This is a genomic window from Roseateles aquae, assembly GCF_032337115.1.
In the GTDB taxonomy this organism is placed as follows: Bacteria; Pseudomonadota; Gammaproteobacteria; order Burkholderiales; family Burkholderiaceae_C; genus Roseateles_C; species Roseateles_C aquae.
Genome location: NZ_JAVXZY010000004.1, coordinates 301,109 through 316,612, shown reverse-complemented (window position 1 = coordinate 316,612; position 15,504 = coordinate 301,109). Strand labels below are relative to the sequence as shown.

The 15,504-nt window shown below is 64.5% G+C and carries 18 protein-coding genes; 15 read left to right on the top strand and 3 right to left on the bottom strand.

Annotation, left to right across the window (positions count from 1 at the left end):
• Positions 1–12 precede the first annotated feature (12 nt).
• From RQP53_RS12340 to hemE, 11 genes are all read left to right on the top strand, one after another.
• Positions 13–543, top strand: coding sequence for an ATP synthase subunit I (locus RQP53_RS12340; protein ID WP_315650604.1), 531 nt, complete (start codon positions 13–15; stop codon positions 541–543).
• Positions 544–545: 2 nt separating this feature from the next.
• Positions 546–1,424, top strand: a complete 879-nt coding sequence (gene atpB / locus RQP53_RS12335) for a F0F1 ATP synthase subunit A (protein WP_315650603.1) — start codon at positions 546–548, stop codon at positions 1,422–1,424.
• 59 nt (positions 1,425–1,483) lie between these two features.
• Positions 1,484–1,753, top strand: coding sequence for a F0F1 ATP synthase subunit C (gene atpE, locus RQP53_RS12330; protein ID WP_290357909.1), 270 nt, complete (start codon positions 1,484–1,486; stop codon positions 1,751–1,753).
• Between the two features lie 37 nt (positions 1,754–1,790).
• Positions 1,791–2,261 carry a F0F1 ATP synthase subunit B gene (locus RQP53_RS12325; protein WP_315650602.1) on the top strand — a complete coding sequence of 157 codons (471 nt, stop codon included), beginning with the start codon at positions 1,791–1,793 and terminating at the stop codon, positions 2,259–2,261.
• A 2-nt stretch (positions 2,262–2,263) separates the two neighbouring features.
• On the top strand, positions 2,264–2,797 hold the full coding sequence (locus RQP53_RS12320; protein WP_315650601.1) for a F0F1 ATP synthase subunit delta: 534 nt from the start codon (positions 2,264–2,266) through the stop codon (positions 2,795–2,797).
• A gap of 86 nt (positions 2,798–2,883) precedes the next feature.
• Entirely contained in the window at positions 2,884–4,437 is a 1,554-nt protein-coding gene (atpA, locus tag RQP53_RS12315) for a F0F1 ATP synthase subunit alpha (protein ID WP_315650599.1), read from the top strand.
• 148 nt (positions 4,438–4,585) lie between these two features.
• Complete coding sequence (atpG, locus tag RQP53_RS12310; RefSeq protein ID WP_315650598.1) at positions 4,586–5,458, top strand: F0F1 ATP synthase subunit gamma; 873 nt, start codon at positions 4,586–4,588, stop codon at positions 5,456–5,458.
• Between the two features lie 45 nt (positions 5,459–5,503).
• On the top strand, positions 5,504–6,916 hold the full coding sequence (atpD, locus tag RQP53_RS12305) for a F0F1 ATP synthase subunit beta (protein ID WP_315650597.1): 1,413 nt from the start codon (positions 5,504–5,506) through the stop codon (positions 6,914–6,916).
• Positions 6,917–7,089: 173 nt separating this feature from the next.
• Positions 7,090–7,503 (top strand): F0F1 ATP synthase subunit epsilon, encoded by a 414-nt coding sequence (locus tag RQP53_RS12300; protein ID WP_315650596.1) that lies wholly within the window; start codon positions 7,090–7,092, stop codon positions 7,501–7,503.
• A 115-nt stretch (positions 7,504–7,618) separates the two neighbouring features.
• On the top strand, positions 7,619–8,506 hold the full coding sequence (locus RQP53_RS12295; protein WP_315650595.1) for a D-hexose-6-phosphate mutarotase: 888 nt from the start codon (positions 7,619–7,621) through the stop codon (positions 8,504–8,506).
• Between the two features lie 66 nt (positions 8,507–8,572).
• Positions 8,573–9,655 carry a uroporphyrinogen decarboxylase gene (gene hemE / locus RQP53_RS12290; protein ID WP_315650594.1) on the top strand — a complete coding sequence of 361 codons (1,083 nt, stop codon included), beginning with the start codon at positions 8,573–8,575 and terminating at the stop codon, positions 9,653–9,655.
• A gap of 52 nt (positions 9,656–9,707) precedes the next feature.
• Here the strand turns inward: hemE and RQP53_RS12285 are convergent, their stop codons facing one another.
• Entirely contained in the window at positions 9,708–9,857 is a 150-nt protein-coding gene (locus RQP53_RS12285; RefSeq protein ID WP_315650593.1) for a hypothetical protein, read from the bottom strand.
• Positions 9,858–9,984: 127 nt separating this feature from the next.
• On the opposite strand from RQP53_RS12285, the gene RQP53_RS12280 reads away from it, so the two are divergent.
• Entirely contained in the window at positions 9,985–12,117 is a 2,133-nt protein-coding gene (locus RQP53_RS12280; protein ID WP_315650592.1) for a primosomal protein N', read from the top strand.
• A gap of 7 nt (positions 12,118–12,124) precedes the next feature.
• Here RQP53_RS12280 and RQP53_RS12275 read toward each other — a convergent pair whose 3' ends face one another.
• Positions 12,125–12,808 (bottom strand): Hpt domain-containing protein, encoded by a 684-nt coding sequence (locus RQP53_RS12275; RefSeq protein ID WP_315650591.1) that lies wholly within the window; start codon positions 12,806–12,808, stop codon positions 12,125–12,127.
• Positions 12,805–13,440: a helix-turn-helix domain-containing protein gene (locus tag RQP53_RS12270; RefSeq protein ID WP_315650590.1), complete on the bottom strand. Its 636-nt coding sequence runs from the start codon at positions 13,438–13,440 to the stop codon at positions 12,805–12,807. Before RQP53_RS12270 ends, RQP53_RS12275 begins: the two co-directional genes overlap by 4 nt.
• Before the next feature lie 104 nt (positions 13,441–13,544).
• Between RQP53_RS12270 and RQP53_RS12265 the strand changes: the two genes are divergently transcribed.
• The 3 genes from RQP53_RS12265 to RQP53_RS12255 are packed head-to-tail and all read left to right on the top strand — an operon-like array spanning position 13,545 to position 15,504.
• The gene (locus RQP53_RS12265) at positions 13,545–13,919 is read left to right on the top strand and encodes a response regulator transcription factor (protein WP_315650589.1); all 375 of its coding nucleotides are present in this window, start codon (positions 13,545–13,547) and stop codon (positions 13,917–13,919) included.
• Positions 13,919–14,707 carry an HD-GYP domain-containing protein gene (locus tag RQP53_RS12260; protein WP_315650588.1) on the top strand — a complete coding sequence of 263 codons (789 nt, stop codon included), beginning with the start codon at positions 13,919–13,921 and terminating at the stop codon, positions 14,705–14,707. The genes RQP53_RS12265 and RQP53_RS12260 overlap by 1 nt, the downstream gene beginning before the upstream one ends.
• 32 nt (positions 14,708–14,739) lie before the next feature.
• Entirely contained in the window at positions 14,740–15,504 is a 765-nt protein-coding gene (locus tag RQP53_RS12255; protein WP_315650738.1) for a substrate-binding periplasmic protein, read from the top strand.

Below are 15,504 nucleotides of genomic sequence, written 5' to 3'. Positions count from 1 at the left end.
CCCGGAACCGAAGTGAACCCAAACCTGCCGCGTGCTGAACAGAAGGCCGCAGCCCAGGTCTGGGAACAGGACAGGGACGCAAGTGCGGTCGGCGAAGACGATTTCAAGGACTTCACGCCCCTGTCGCGCGAGCAGGCAGAGGCGCTGAGGGCCAGGCAGCCCGCGATCTCGCCCTGGCGAGTGGTGGTGGCCCAGGCCCTCGCCGGTGTGGCGATGGTCGCACTCTGGGGCCTGTTGGCGCTGGGGAGCGGCAAATGGTGGTCGGCGCTGTGTGGCGCGGCCGCCGTGGTGTTTCCCAATGCGCTGATGGCGTGGGGCACCACCCGACGCCCGGCAACGGACGCCGGGGCTGCCCTGATGTCGGTGATGTTCTGGGAATTGATCAAGATTGTGTTGGTCAGCGCCAGCCTGCTGGTGGTGATCAAGTGGGTGCCCGATCTGAGTTGGCCAGCACTGCTGACGACCATGATCGTGTGCCTGAAAGTTAATTGGCTGGTCCTGCTTCGGCGGGGTCGATTCAAAAGCATTAGCGACGGAAACTGAACATGGCAGCAGAAGGTCACGCGCCCAGTGCTGGTGAGTACATCACTCACCACCTGCAACACTTCCAGAAGAACTTCTCGTTCGAGAACGTCAAGCAGACGAACATCGTCGACTTCAGCCTGTTCAACTTCGATTCGCTGATCTACTCGGTGATTCTGGGTGCTCTGGGCTGCTTCATCCTGTGGCGTGCCGCCCGCAAGGCGACGTCCGGCGTGCCGGGTCGCTTCCAGGCTGCGGTGGAAATCCTCTCGGAAATGGTCGAGAACCAGGCCAAGGGCGTGATCCACAACGAGAAGAGCCGCAAGCTGGTCTCGCCGCTGGCGCTGACCGTGTTTGTCTGGATCTTCCTGATGAACGGCATGGACATGCTGCCGGTCGATCTGCTGCCCAAGCTCTGGGGCGACTACAACGCTTCGATCGGCCATGACCCTCACCACGCCTATCTGCGTGTGGTGCCGACAGCCGACCTGTCCACCACGCTGGGCCTTTCGACCAGCGTGCTGCTGATGTGCTTCTTCTACAACATCAAGATCAAGGGTCTGGGTGGCTGGAGCCATGAGCTGATCGCCGCCCCGTTTGGCGACCACTGGGCGCTGTGGCCCTTCAACTTCCTGATGCAGATGATCGAGTTCGTCGCCAAGACGGTCTCTCATGGCATGCGGCTGTTCGGCAATATGTTTGCCGGCGAATTGGTGTTCATGCTGATCGCGCTGATGGGCGGCGCGGCCACGCTGTCGGCTTCTGGCATCGGACTGGCTTTTGGCCACCTCGTTGCCGGTACTGTGTGGACGCTGTTCCACATTCTGGTGATCACGCTGCAGGCCTTCATCTTCATGATGCTGACGCTGATCTACATCGGCCAGGCGCACGACGCGCACTGATCGAACGCTTTTCTCTCTTTCCCTTTCCTTTTTCTTTCTCATCTCTCTAGGAGCTTCAAATGGAAAACATCCTCGGCCTCGTGGCACTGGCTTGCGGCATCATCGTTGGTCTGGGCGCTATCGGCGCTTCCATCGGTATCGCACTGATGGGCGGCAAGTTCCTGGAGTCCTCGGCTCGCCAGCCTGAGCTGATGAACGAACTGCAAACCAAGATGTTCATCTTGGCTGGTCTGATCGACGCTGCTTTCCTGATCGGTGTGGCTATCGCTCTGCTGTTCGCCTTCGCCAACCCGTTCGCAGCTACCCTGCTCGCCAACGTCGCTCACTAATTCCCACCGAACCTTTCACGACTGAAAGGATCGTGCCGTGAATATCAACTCAACACTGTTCCTCCAGGCGATCGTCTTCGCGATCCTGGTGTGGTTCACGATGCGCTTCGTCTGGCCTCCGATTACGAAGGCCTTGGACGAGCGTGCCGCAAAGATCCGTGACGGCCTGGCCGCCGCGGACAAGGCCAAGGCCGAGTTGGCAACCGCCAACAAGAAGGTCGACGAGCAACTGGCACAGACGCGCAACGAGACCGCCAAGCTGTTGGCCGACGCTGAAAAGCGTGGTGCTGCCATCGTGGACGAAGCCAAGAAGCGTGCTGAAGACGTGGGCGCCAAGATCGTGGCCGATGCCAAGGCGGAAGCCGAGCAGCAGGCTGCACGGGCCCGCGAAGCCCTGCGCGAGCAAGTCGCCGCGCTGGCCGTCAAGGGTGCCGAGCAAATTCTGCAGCGCGAGGTCAACGCCAGCGTGCATGCCGAGTTGCTGGGCCGTCTGAAGACGGAGCTGTAATCATGGCTGAGCTCGCAACCATTGCACGCCCCTACGCCGAAGCGCTCTATCAGGTCGCCAAGAAGCACGATGTGAAGGCTTGGGGTTCGGCGCTCGACGCGCTGGCCCTGATCGCACAGGATGCCGATCTGCGTCAGTTCGCTGACAACCCGACGGTTAGCTCCGAGCAGGTCTTCGCGGTCATCACCGCGGCGGCCAAGCAAGAGCTGGCTGCCGAGTTGCAGAACTTCCTGCGCGCGGTGATCGAGAACGGGCGCCTGGCGGCGCTGCCTGAGGTGGTCGAACAATTTCATGTTCTGGCCAACGCGGCAGCCGGCGTGGCTGATGCGCAGATCTTCAGTGCCTACCCCATCGACGCAGCGCAGCTGAGCGATGTGGTGGCCGCGCTGGAAAAGCGCTTCGGTCGCAAGCTCGAAGCCCATGTGCAGCTGGAGCCTTCACTGATTGGCGGTATCCGTGTGGTGGTTGGCGACGAGGTGCTGGACACCTCCGTCAAGGCCCGCCTGGAACGCATGAAAGTGGCGCTCACAGCCTAAGAGCAAGCGCGAAGACACCTTATTTCGTTCATCCCTGTGTCGACCGCGCTCTGGTAACAGACGCAAAGGCCAGATGGGAGCAAGCAATGCAATTGAATCCTGCTGAAATTTCCGAACTGATCAAGAGCCGAATCGAGGGTCTTGGTGCATCGACGGACGTCCGCAACCAGGGCACCGTGGTGTCCGTCTCCGACGGTATCTGCCGCATTCACGGTCTGTCCGACGTGATGCAAGGCGAAATGCTGGAGTTCCCGGCAGACGCCAGCGGTCAGCCTTCCTACGGCCTGGCCCTGAACCTCGAGCGCGACTCCGTCGGCGCCGTGATTCTGGGTGCTTACGAGCACATCTCCGAAGGCGACACCGTGAAGTGCACGGGCCGCATTCTGGAAGTGCCCGTCGGCCCCGAGCTGATCGGTCGTGTCGTGAACGCCCTGGGCCAGCCAATTGACGGCAAGGGCCCGATCAACGCCAAGATGACGGACGTGATCGAAAAGGTCGCTCCTGGCGTGATCGCCCGTAAGTCGGTGGACCAGCCGGTGCAGACCGGTCTGAAGTCGATCGACTCGATGGTGCCCGTCGGCCGTGGCCAGCGCGAGCTGATCATCGGCGACCGCCAGACCGGCAAGACTGCCGTGGCCATCGACGCCATCATCAACCAGAAGGGTCAGAACATGACCTGCATCTACGTCGCGATCGGCCAGAAGGCTTCGTCGATCAAGAACGTGGTGCGCGCCCTGGAACAAGCCGGCGCGATGGAATACACCATCGTCGTGGCTGCCTCGGCCTCTGAGTCCGCTGCCATGCAGTATGTGTCGGCCTACTCGGGCTGCACGATGGGCGAATACTTCCGCGACCGCGGTCAAGACGCGCTGATCGTTTATGACGATCTGTCCAAGCAAGCCGTGGCCTATCGTCAGGTCTCGCTGCTGCTGCGCCGTCCTCCCGGTCGTGAAGCTTTCCCCGGCGACGTGTTCTATCTCCACAGCCGTCTGCTGGAGCGTGCCGCTCGCGTGAATGCCGACTACGTCGAAGCATTCACCAAGGGCGAAGTGAAGGGCAAGACCGGTTCGTTGACCGCACTGCCCATCATCGAAACCCAGGCCGGTGACGTTTCCGCTTTCGTTCCGACCAACGTGATCTCGATCACCGACGGTCAGATCTTCCTGGAAACCAATCTGTTCAACGCTGGTATCCGTCCCGCCATCAACGCCGGTATCTCGGTGTCGCGCGTCGGTGGTGCTGCTCAGACCAAGCTGATCAAGGGCCTGTCCGGCGGTATCCGTACCGACCTGGCGCAGTACCGTGAACTGGCTGCGTTCGCGCAGTTCGCTTCGGACCTGGACGAGTCGACCCGCAAGCAGCTGGACCGCGGTGCCCGCGTGACCGAACTGCTGAAGCAGGCTCAGTACTCGCCGCAGTCGATCAGCCTGATGGCTGCCACGCTGTACGCAGTGAACAAGGGCTTCATGGACAGCCTGGACGTGAAGAAGGTTCTGGCCTTCGAACACGGCATGCACCAGTACCTGAAGACCAGCCACGCTGCGCTGCTGGCCAAGCTGGAAGCTGACAAGGCGATGGACAAGGATGCCGAAGCCGAGCTGAACGCCGCAATCACTTCCTTCAAGAAGTCTTTTGCTTGATCATGAACCACCCCCGAAGCGCTTCGCGCTACCCCCTCAAGTGGGCGTCAGCAGTGGCCCGGCCAAGCCGGATCCACGCTGCCCGCTTGACGGCGTGCGTGCTGCTCGCAGCTGCTAAGCGCCTCGGCGGGATCTGAAAGGAAATTTCATGGCATCAAGCAAGGAAATTCGCGGCAAGATCAAGTCGGTCGAAAACACCAAGAAGATCACCAAGGCCATGGAAATGGTCGCGGCTTCGAAGATGCGCAAGGCGCAAGAGCGTATGCGCTCGGCTCGGCCCTACAGCGAGAAGATCGGCAATATCGCCGCCAATCTTGCCCAGGCCAACCCCGAGTACAAGCACGCTTTCCTGATCGAGAACGAACAGGCGAAGTCGGCTGGTTTCGTGGTCGTGACGACGGACAAGGGCTTGTGCGGCGGTTTGAACACCAATCTGCTGCGCGCGACGACGGCCAAGTTCAAGGAACTGGAAGCCGCCGGCCAAAAGCCCGAGGTCGTTGCCATCGGCAACAAGGGTCTGAGCTTCATGAATCGCGTTGGCGCCAAGGTGGCTGCCCATGCAACGCAGCTGGGTGACCAGCCGCATATCGAGAAGCTGATTGGCCCCGTGAAGGTGCTGCTGGACAAGTACGCCGCTGGCGAACTGTCTGCCGTCTATCTCTGCTACACCCGCTTCATCAACACGATGAAGCAGGAACCGGTCGTCCAGCAGCTGCTGCCGCTGTCGACCGAAGGCATGAAGACCAACGGTGGCACGCATTCGTGGGACTACATCTATGAACCCGATGCTGCGACGGTGATCGATGAGCTGCTGGTGCGTTACACCGAAGCGCTGATTTACCAGGCCGTGGCCGAGAACATGGCGTCCGAGCAATCGGCGCGCATGGTGGCCATGAAGGCTGCTACTGACAACGCCGGCACCCTGATCGGTGAGCTGAAGCTGGTCTACAACAAGACCCGCCAGGCCGCGATCACGAAGGAGCTCAGCGAGATCGTCAGTGGCGCGGCCGCCGTGGGCTGATCAAAGCGAACGCGAACCAAGTTTTGGAATTGAAGGAACGAAAAAATGGCTAACACTCAACAAGTGGGCAAGATCGTTCAGTGCATCGGCGCCGTGGTGGACGTGGAGTTCCCGCGTGACCAGATGCCGAAGATCTACGACGCGCTGAAGATGGAAGGCTCGGCCCTGACGCTGGAAGTTCAGCAACAGCTGGGCGACGGCGTGGTGCGTACGATTGCTCTGGGCTCGTCCGACGGTCTGCGTCGCGGCTCGCAGGTCTACAACACCGGCGACAACATCAAGGTGCCGGTCGGCAAGGCCACGCTGGGTCGCATCATGGACGTGCTGGGCACGCCCATCGACGAACGCGGTCCGGTCGATCAAGCGCAAACCGCTTCGATCCACCGCGCTGCCCCGGCCTACGACGAGCTGAGCCCGTCGCAAGAGCTGCTGGAAACCGGCATCAAGGTGATTGACTTGATCTGCCCGTTCGCGAAGGGCGGCAAGGTCGGTCTGTTCGGTGGCGCCGGCGTCGGCAAGACCGTGAACATGATGGAGCTGATCAACAACATCGCCAAGGCCCACAGCGGTCTGTCGGTGTTCGCTGGTGTCGGCGAGCGTACCCGCGAGGGCAACGACTTCTATCATGAGATGGCCGATTCGGGCGTCGTGAACCTCGAGAAGCTCGAAGACTCCAAGGTCGCCATGGTCTACGGTCAGATGAACGAGCCTCCGGGCAACCGTCTGCGCGTGGCCCTGACCGGTCTGACCATCGCCGAGTCCTTCCGTGACGAAGGCAAGGACGTGCTGTTCTTCGTGGACAACATCTACCGCTACACGCTGGCCGGTACCGAAGTGTCCGCTCTGCTGGGCCGTATGCCTTCCGCCGTGGGCTATCAGCCGACGCTGGCCGAAGAAATGGGCCGTCTGCAAGAGCGCATCACCTCGACCAAGATCGGTTCGATCACCTCCATCCAGGCCGTTTACGTGCCTGCCGATGACTTGACCGACCCGTCGCCTGCCACGACCTTCGCCCACTTGGACGCTACCGTCGTGCTGTCGCGTGATATCGCTTCGCTGGGTATCTACCCCGCCGTTGACCCGCTCGACTCGACCTCGCGTCAGATCGACCCGAACGTCATCGGTGAAGAGCACTACAACACGACCCGTGCGGTGCAGGGCATCCTGCAGCGTTACAAGGAACTGCGCGACATCATCGCGATTCTGGGTATGGACGAACTGGCACCGGAAGACAAGCTGACGGTGGCCCGCGCTCGCAAGATCCAGCGTTTCCTGTCGCAGCCTTTCCACGTGGCCGAAGTGTTCACCGGCTCGCCGGGCAAGTACGTGCCTCTGAAGGAAACCATCCGCGGCTTCAAGATGATTGTGGCTGGCGAGTGCGATCACCTGCCGGAGCAGGCGTTCTACATGGTCGGGACCATCGACGAAGCCTTCGAAAAAGCGAAGAAGCTGCAGTAAGCGGCGCACTCGGGCCTCATGCGTCGTTGCCACGCTCGCCGGACAGCCAGTCCGGCTGCACGTGGCGCCTAGCCTGAGACCCGATTGCTTGCTTCCTGCACCTTCTTCCTCGCTTGGGGCAAAGGTTGGGAAGCAGACGACTTACTTCAACTTCAACGCTAGAAAGATTGAACATGGCAACCATTCATGTTGACGTGGTGTCCGCCGAGGAGAGCATCTTCTCGGGCGAGGCCAAGTTCGTCGCGCTGCCGGGTGAGAACGGTGAGCTGGGCATCCTGCCGCAGCACACGCCGCTGATCACCCGCATCAAGCCTGGCGCGGTGCGCATCGAGCGTGCTGATGGCGGCGAAGAGTTTGTCTTCGTGGCTGGCGGCATTCTGGAAGTGCAACCGGGCACGGTGACCGTGCTGGCCGACACCGCCATCCGCGGCAAGGACCTGGACGAAGCCAAGGCGACCGAGGCCAAGAAACTGGCCGAGGAAGCGATGAAGAACGCCAAGAGCGATATCGACTTTGCCGCGGCGCAAAGCGAATTCGCTGCGATGGCGGCCCAGATCGCGGCGCTGCGCAAGTTCCGCAACAAGTGATTCGCCGCGGCGGCCCTTGAAGGCTGCCGCGTGAATCGCCACGGCGCCCGCCGACGCAAGTCCGGCGGGCGTTCTCTTTTTCGTCAGTACCGCTTTACCGATTTCTGCTGCTGCTATGCCGACCGCCATTGCCATCACCCGCTACCAGGGCATGGACGCCCTGGAACTGCTTGCGCCCGATGGCGCCCGTGCCACCGTGCTGCTGCATGGCGGCCATCTGGTGTCCTGGGTGCCGGCCGGCGGCGAGGAGCAGCTCTATCTGTCGCCGAAATCCGAGTTCGCCTCCGGTCAGGCGATTCGCGGCGGCGTGCCGGTGATATTTCCGCAGTTCAGCGGCCGCGGCCCGCTGCAGCGCCATGGCTTTGCGCGCGGCAAGCCCTGGCAGCTGGTGCTGGCCGAGCAGGGCGAGGATGACGCGCTGGCCGTGCTGCGCCTCAGCGACGATGCAGCGACGCGGATGTTCTGGCCCCATGCCTTCGAGCTGGAACTGAGCGTGCGCGTGGCCGGCCAGAGCCTGGAGATCGAGCTGGCCTGCGAGAACAAGGGCGACACGCCGCTGTCGTTCACCGCCGCGCTGCACAGCTATCTGCGTGTCGATGAGCTGAACGAAGCCAGTGTGCAGGGCCTGTCCGGCCTGCACTACTGGGATTCGGTCGCCAATGTTGAACGCCAGCAGCGCACCGACCTGCTGCTGCCCGGCACGCCGGGCACCGAGGATCTCGATCGCATCTACTACCAGGTCAAGCAAGACCTGACCCTGCTCGAGCAGCGCGGCACGGCCGAGCGCCGGCTGCAGATCCGCCAGCAGGGCTTTGACGATGCCGTGCTGTGGAATCCCGGCGCGGCCAAATGCGCCCAGCTGGCCGATATGCCGCCCGAGGGCTACCGGCAGATGCTGTGCATCGAGGCGGCGGCGATTGAGCGGCCCGTCGATGTGGCCCCGGGCGAGACCTGGGCCGGCCTGCAAAGCTTCACGCTGCTGCAGAGCGGCCAGTCCGCTTGAGCCCGGTCTTGATCTTCATCAGTTTGGCCAACGCGCCCGCATCAGGCACACGGGGATAATCACGCGATGAACGCAGCACTTCAAAACGACACCTTTCTGCGCGCCTGTCTGCGCCAGCCGACCGACTACACGCCCGTCTGGCTGATGCGCCAGGCCGGCCGCTACCTGCCCGAGTACCGCGACACGCGGGCCAAGGCGGGCAGCTTCATGGGCCTGGCCACCAACACCGATTACGCCACCGAGGTGACGCTGCAGCCGCTGGAGCGCTACCCGCTGGACGCCGCCATCCTGTTCAGCGACATCCTGACCGTGCCCGACGCGATGGGCCTGGGCCTGTCCTTCCAGCAGGGTGAGGGCCCGAAGTTCGCCAAGGTGGTGCGTGACGAAGCGGCCGTCGCCGAACTGGCCGTGCCGGACATGGACAAGCTGCGTTATGTGTTCGACGCCGTCAGCTCCATCCGCAAGGCGCTGAACGGTCGCGTGCCGCTGATCGGCTTCTCCGGCAGCCCCTGGACGCTGGCCTGCTATATGGTCGAGGGCGGTGGCTCCGACGACTACCGCCAGGTCAAGGCGCTGATGTACAGCCGCCCCGACCTGATGCACCGCATCCTGCAGATCAATGCCGATGCCGTGGCCACCTATCTGAACACCCAGATCGAAGCCGGCGCGCAGGCCGTGATGATTTTCGACTCCTGGGGCGGGGTGCTGGCCGACGGCATGTTCCAGCGCTTCAGCCTCGACTACTCGCGCCGTGTGCTGGCCCAGGTCAAGACCGAGCATGAGGGCCAGCGCATTCCGCGCATCCTGTTCACCAAGGGCGGGGCGCTATGGCTGGACGAGATCGCCGCCGCGGGCGCCGATGTCGTCGGCCTGGACTGGACAGCCAATCTCGGCCGGGCCCGCGCGCAGGTGCAGGACCGCGTCGCGCTGCAAGGCAATCTGGACCCCAATGTGTTGTTCGCGCCGCCGGCCGCCATTGCCGAGCAGGCCCGTGCGGTGCTGGACAGCTTTGGCCGGCCGCAGCGTGCCGATGGTGGCTGGGGCGGCCACATCTTCAATCTCGGCCATGGCATCAGCCAGTTCACGCCGCCGGAGTCGGTGTCGGCCTTGGTCGAGGCGGTGCACAGCCACTCACGCAGCCTGCGCTGACAGGGCTTGAGCGCCTTCGCTGAAACGTGAAGTTTGCACGCGCTCACCGTACTTATCCCCAAAATCGGGCATCGCGGAAACGCCTTGTTGCGATGCTGCGCTGCAGCTTGGGGTTTTCCTTGTTGAAGGCTAAGTGCTTGATTTCATTGACTTCGGTCAGTTCGATCAGCGAATCGCCGGCGATGTGGGCGATGGGCGACACTGAGCGCCCGGCCACAAAGCCCGATTCTTTTGCACAAAGTTATCCACAGGTTGGTTGCTGATTTCCGAAAGCCCTTTGAAATCATGCGCTTAGCCTCAATTCCTCACAAAGCTCGGAGCATCACGCGATGAGCGAGCTGCCCGCCACGCCCGCGCTGGCCGCGGCCTTGCTGCGCTTGCGCGTCGCTGTTGATGCCCCACAGCACAGCGGCATTGCCGCGCCCTTGGACTATTTGAGTGAGCGGCCGCTCGCGCCGGGCACCTTGCTGCAGGTGCCGCTGGGCAAACGCGAGCTGCTGGCCATCGTCTGGGATCCGGCGCAGGAGGGCGATCAGGGTCAGGTCTTGCCTGCCGAGCAACTGCGTCAGGTTGGCCCGGCGCTGGACGCCTTGCCGCCTTTGAACGAGGCCTGGCGTCGCCTGCTTGAATTCGCTGCCGGCTACTACCAGCGCAGCATCGGCGAGCTCGCCTTGTCGGTACTGCCGCCGCAGCTGCGCGAGCTCGATGGCAAGCAGCTGCAGGGGCGCCTGAAGAAGCTGGCCAAGCTGCGCACCGAGGCAGACGCCAGCGCGATCGAAGCCTCGGCGGTGCCCGAGCTCAGCGTGGCCCAGGCCGAGGCGCTGCAGCGCATCGACACGCTGATGCAGACCGACGCCGCACCGCCGCCGCTGCTGCTCTACGGCGTGACCGGCAGCGGCAAGACCGAGGTCTATCTGCGCGCGGCCGAGCATGCCCTGGCCCAGGGCCGGCAGGTGCTGGTGCTGGTGCCGGAAATCAATCTGACGCCACAACTGGAAGCGCGCTTTGCCGAGCGCTTTGCCGGTCGCCACATCGTCTCCCTGCACAGCGGCCTGACGCCTGCCCAGCGCCTGCGCCACTGGCTGGCGGCCCATCTGGGCGAGGCCGATCTGGTGCTGGGCACGCGGCTGGCGGTGTTTGCCTCGATGCCGCGCTTGGGCCTGATTGCGGTCGACGAGGAGCACGATCCCTCGTACAAGCAGCAGGACGGCGCGCGCTACTCGGCCCGCGATCTGGCGGTGTACCGGGCCCGGCTGGAGCGCGTGCCCGTCATCCTGGGTTCGGCGACGCCCTCGCTGGAGAGCTGGCAGCACGCCAATGCGGGGCGTTATCAACGGCTGGCGCTGCCGGCGCGTATCGGCGGTGGTGCCATGCCACGGGTGCGTCTGTTCGACATGAACAGCTTGCCACGCAACAAGGGCGTGACGACAGCGATCTCGGCGCCGCTGCTGCACGCGCTGCGCCAGCGCGTCGAGCGCGGCGAGCAAAGCCTGGTATTTCTGAATCGGCGCGGCTATGCGCCGGTGCTGCATTGCGGCGAATGCAACTGGAAGAGCGATTGCCCGAACTGCAGCGCCTGGCGGGTCTTTCACAAGGAAGACCGCACGCTGCGCTGCCACCATTGCGGCGTGGCCGAACGCGTGCCGCGCGCCTGCCCGAGCTGCGGCAATCTGGACATCGCGCCGCTGGGCCGGGGCACCGAGCGCCTGGAGGAGCAGCTGGCCGAGATGCTGCAAGGTGTGCTGCGCCCCGACGGCGGGCCGGCCCGCGTGGCGCGCATCGATGCCGACAGCACCAAGCTCAAGGGCAGCCTGGAGTCGCAGCTGGGCGCCGTTCATGCCGGTGAGGTCGATGTGCTGGTGGGCACGCAGATGGTCACCAAGGGCCACGACTTCCGCCGCATCACGCTGGTGGCCGCGGTCAACCCGGATGCGGCCCTGTTCAGCAGCGATTTCCGCGCGCCGGAGCGGCTGTTCAGCCTGCTGATGCAGGCGGCTGGTCGAGCCGGGCGCGATGCGGCGCAGGCCGCGCAGAGCGAGATGTGGGTGCAGACCTGGCATCCGCAGCATGCGCTCTACCAGGCCCTGCTGGCCCATGACTTCGAGCGCTTCGCGGCCAGCCAGCTGGCCGAGCGCGAGTCGGCCGGCCTGCCGCCCTTTGCCCACCTGGCCCTGCTGCGTGCCGAGGCGCGCACGCCCGAGGTCGCCGAGGCCTTTCTGAAGGCGGCGGCCGAGGCGGCCGCGGGGCTGAGCACTGCTGCGCAGCTGCTGGTCTACCCGCCGGTGCCGATGAGCATGGCGCGGGTGGCCAATGTGGAGCGCATGCAGATGCTGCTGGAATCGGCCAGCCGGCCGGCGCTGCAGGCGCTGCTGCGGGCCTGGCTGCCCGAGCTGCAGCAGCTCAAGCGCGAGCACCGCGGCCTGCTGCGCTGGGCCATCGATGTCGACCCGCTAGCGATTTAACTGCGCGTCACAAGCCCAGCGGGCGTACGGCCAGCGCCGCAATCGCGCCGCGCAGCTCGGCCCACAGCGGCGCCAGCTGATCCACCCAGCGCTCGCGGGCGCAGTGCTCGAGCTCGCGCGCGGTCACGGCCGTCAGCGATTCGCCGAGGATCAGCAGCACGCCTTTGAGGCCATGGGCCAGATGCATCAGCGCTTCGCTGTCGCCGGTGGCCAGCGCCTGGTCACCCTGCTGGAGGTCCAAGGCGAATTGCGGCCGGCAGCCCAGATAGAAGGTCTCGAAGAAGGCGCGATTGCCGCCGAAGTTCAGCTCCAGCGCCGGGGCCGGGCCATCCAGCGGCGCCGCCTTGGCACGCATCCAATCGCGCCAGCGCTGCAGCAGGGCGATGCGCAAGGCTGCAGTGGCAAGCGGGGTCTGCGGCCAGGGGCAAGCGGGCCCTGCCTCGCCCAGCACCAGCACCGGCGCATCGGCGGGCAGGGCGGGGCCATGCGTCATCAGCTGCTGGGCGCCGTGGACGTCCAGCAGCAGCAAGTCGAAATCGCCTGTGCTGGGGGCATCGAGCAGCGCTGCCATCGCCGCCGAATCGCTGGCGGGTAGCAGCTCGGCGTCAGGCGGCAGGCAGGCGGGCAGTGCCGCTGCGCAGGGGCCGGGCGCGGGGCCCGTCTCCAGCAGCAGCAACTGCCAGGTGCTCATGCTGGCGCTTGCACCCTGTCGACGCAGGCCTGCAGCAACGGTGGCAGCTCGACCACCAGCCGCGGCTTGTGCACCACCGGCACGCCCTCCAGTGCAAAGGCATAGGGCGCTCGCTGCGCTTCGTCCAGCGAGGTGACGACCAGCAACTGGCTGCGCGCGAACTGCGGCCGTGAGCGCAGGCTGGTGATCAGCGTCGCCCCGTCGATGCCAGGCAGCAGGATGTCGACGATCAGGAACTGCGGCTGCAGCTGCCCGTACATGGCAAGGCCGACGATGCCGTCCTGCGCGATATGCAATTCGATCTGCGGAAACTGCTGCCTGAGCAGCATGCCCACCAGGTTCTGGTAGTGCACCGAATCCTCGATCAGCAGGGCGCGCAGTGGTGCAGTGCCGGCGTTGGTCGGTGGCGTGCTGCCTGCCCGTGCGGCGCTGTCGCCCCCCGCAGGTTGGGCGCGCTGCTTCAGCCAGCGGGCCACCGATTCGCGGGAAATCCGTCTATGCCCCCCTGGCGTCTTCCAGGCCTCGAGCTCGCCGCGGTCGACCATCAGCTGCACCGAGCGAACCGCCATGCCCAGCAGCTTGGCCACCTCGATGGTGCTGTAGTGAGCGGCGGGGTCTTCGATCTCTGTCATGTGTGCGATTCTGCCGGAACTGGCAGCTGCGGCCGCATTTTCCTGGAAAATGATTTAAATGATAGTTATGATTCAATCACTTTGATGCTGATCTGGGGCCGGCCATGAAGAAGATCCTCATCGTGGATGACCACGCCGACATCCGGCGTTTGATCCGGATGACACTGGAATTCGAGGATTACGAGATCCAGGAAACCGCAGACGGACAGGCCGCACTGGTCGCCGCACGCGACTGGCAGCCCGATCTGGTGCTGATGGATGTGATGATGCCCGGCCCGGTGGACGGCCTGGAGGCTTGCCGCCAGCTGAAGCAGGGCCAGGCAGGCAAGGTGCCGCCGGTGATCCTGCTCACCGCCCGCGGCACCAAGCGGGACCGCGATGCTGGGTTGGAGGCAGGTGCCGATGCCTATCTGGTCAAGCCCTTCGGACCGCTTCAGCTGATCGAGTCGATCGCCAGCATCTGGCAGAAGGCCGCATGATGAGCGCCGCCATGCAACAGGATGGGCCGTCCGCCGTGCCGTTTGAGGCGCGCAGTTTTGATGCGGCCGCCGAAGCGCAGATGGAGCGCATCATCATGGACCTCGGGCGCATGTACCACGAGCGCAACGAGGCCTTGCGCGAGGTCACGCGGGCGCACCATGAGGCCTTGATGCGGCTGTCCATTGCCGCCGAACTGCGTGACGACGACACCGGCGTGCACATCGTGCGCATGGGCTTTCTGGCCGAGGCACTGGCCTTGGCCCTGGGCCGCGAACGCGGCTATGCGCAGATGCTGCGCCTGGCCGCCCCCATGCACGACATCGGCAAGATCGGCGTGCCCGACATGGTGCTGAAAAAGCCCGGCGCGCTGACGCCGGACGAGCGCCTGGTGATGAACCAGCATCCGGCCATCGGGGCCAAGCTGCTCGGCCGTTCGCGCATTCCCTTGTTCCAGCTAGCGGCCGAGCTGGCTTTGTCTCACCACGAGCGCTGGGATGGTCAGGGCTATCCACTGGGCCTGGTCGGCGAACAGATCCCGCTGAGCGGGCGCATTGTGGCGGTGGTCGACTACTTCGACGCGCTGACCATGGACCGCTGCTACCGCAAGGCCTTCCCGACCGACGAGGCGCTGGCCATGTTGCAAGGGCAGAGCGGCGTTGCCTTTGACCCGGCCATCGTCGACTGCTTCGTTGCCCACGCGGCCGAGATGGTCGCGCTGCGTGATCGCATCAACGAGAATCCGCCCAACTTCGAGGTGCTGGCGCAAACGGCAGGGGAGTCATCGTGAGCACATTAACTAACTCATTGATTGCATGTCTTATGGCGCTGGGCCTGAGTGCCCTGCCGGCGCCGGCCACGGCGGCGGGTGTGCTGCAGCGCGTGGTCGGCAGCGGGCAGCTGCGCGTGTGCATCTGGCCGGACTACTACGGCATCAGCTACCGCAGCCCGCGCACCCAGCAGCTCGGCGGGCTGGACATCGATATGTCGGCCGAACTGGCGCGTGATCTGCGGGTCAAGCTGGACTATGTGGAAACCTCGTTCCCGAAGCTGGTCGAGGACCTGAAAGCCGATCGTTGCGATGTGGCGATGTTCGCCGTCGGCATCCTGCCGCAGCGCGCCGCGCAACTGGCCTTCAGCAAACCCTATTTGCAAAGCGATGTCTATGGCGTCACCACGCAGTCGAACCGCGCCGTGCGCAGCTGGGCCGATATCGACCAGCCCGGTGTGCAGGTGGCCGTGCAGGCCGGCACCTTCATGGAACCGGTGATGCGTGAGGCGCTGAAGAAGGCAACGATGGTCGTCGTGAGCCCGCCGGCCACGCGCGAGCACGAGCTGGAGGCCGGCCGGGTCGATGTCTTCATGACCGACTACCCCTACAGCCGCCGCCTGCTCGACAACGCCGACTGGGCCCGGCTGGTCGCACCGCCCAAGCCGTTTTATGTGCTGCCCTATGGCTATGCAGTGAAGCAAGGCGATGCCGCCTGGCTGGCCCGCATTGACGAGTTCGTGGCGGCCATCAAGCGAGATGGCCGCTTGGCCGCCGCGGCCAAGCGCCACGGCCTCAGCGAGATCGTCGTGCCCTGA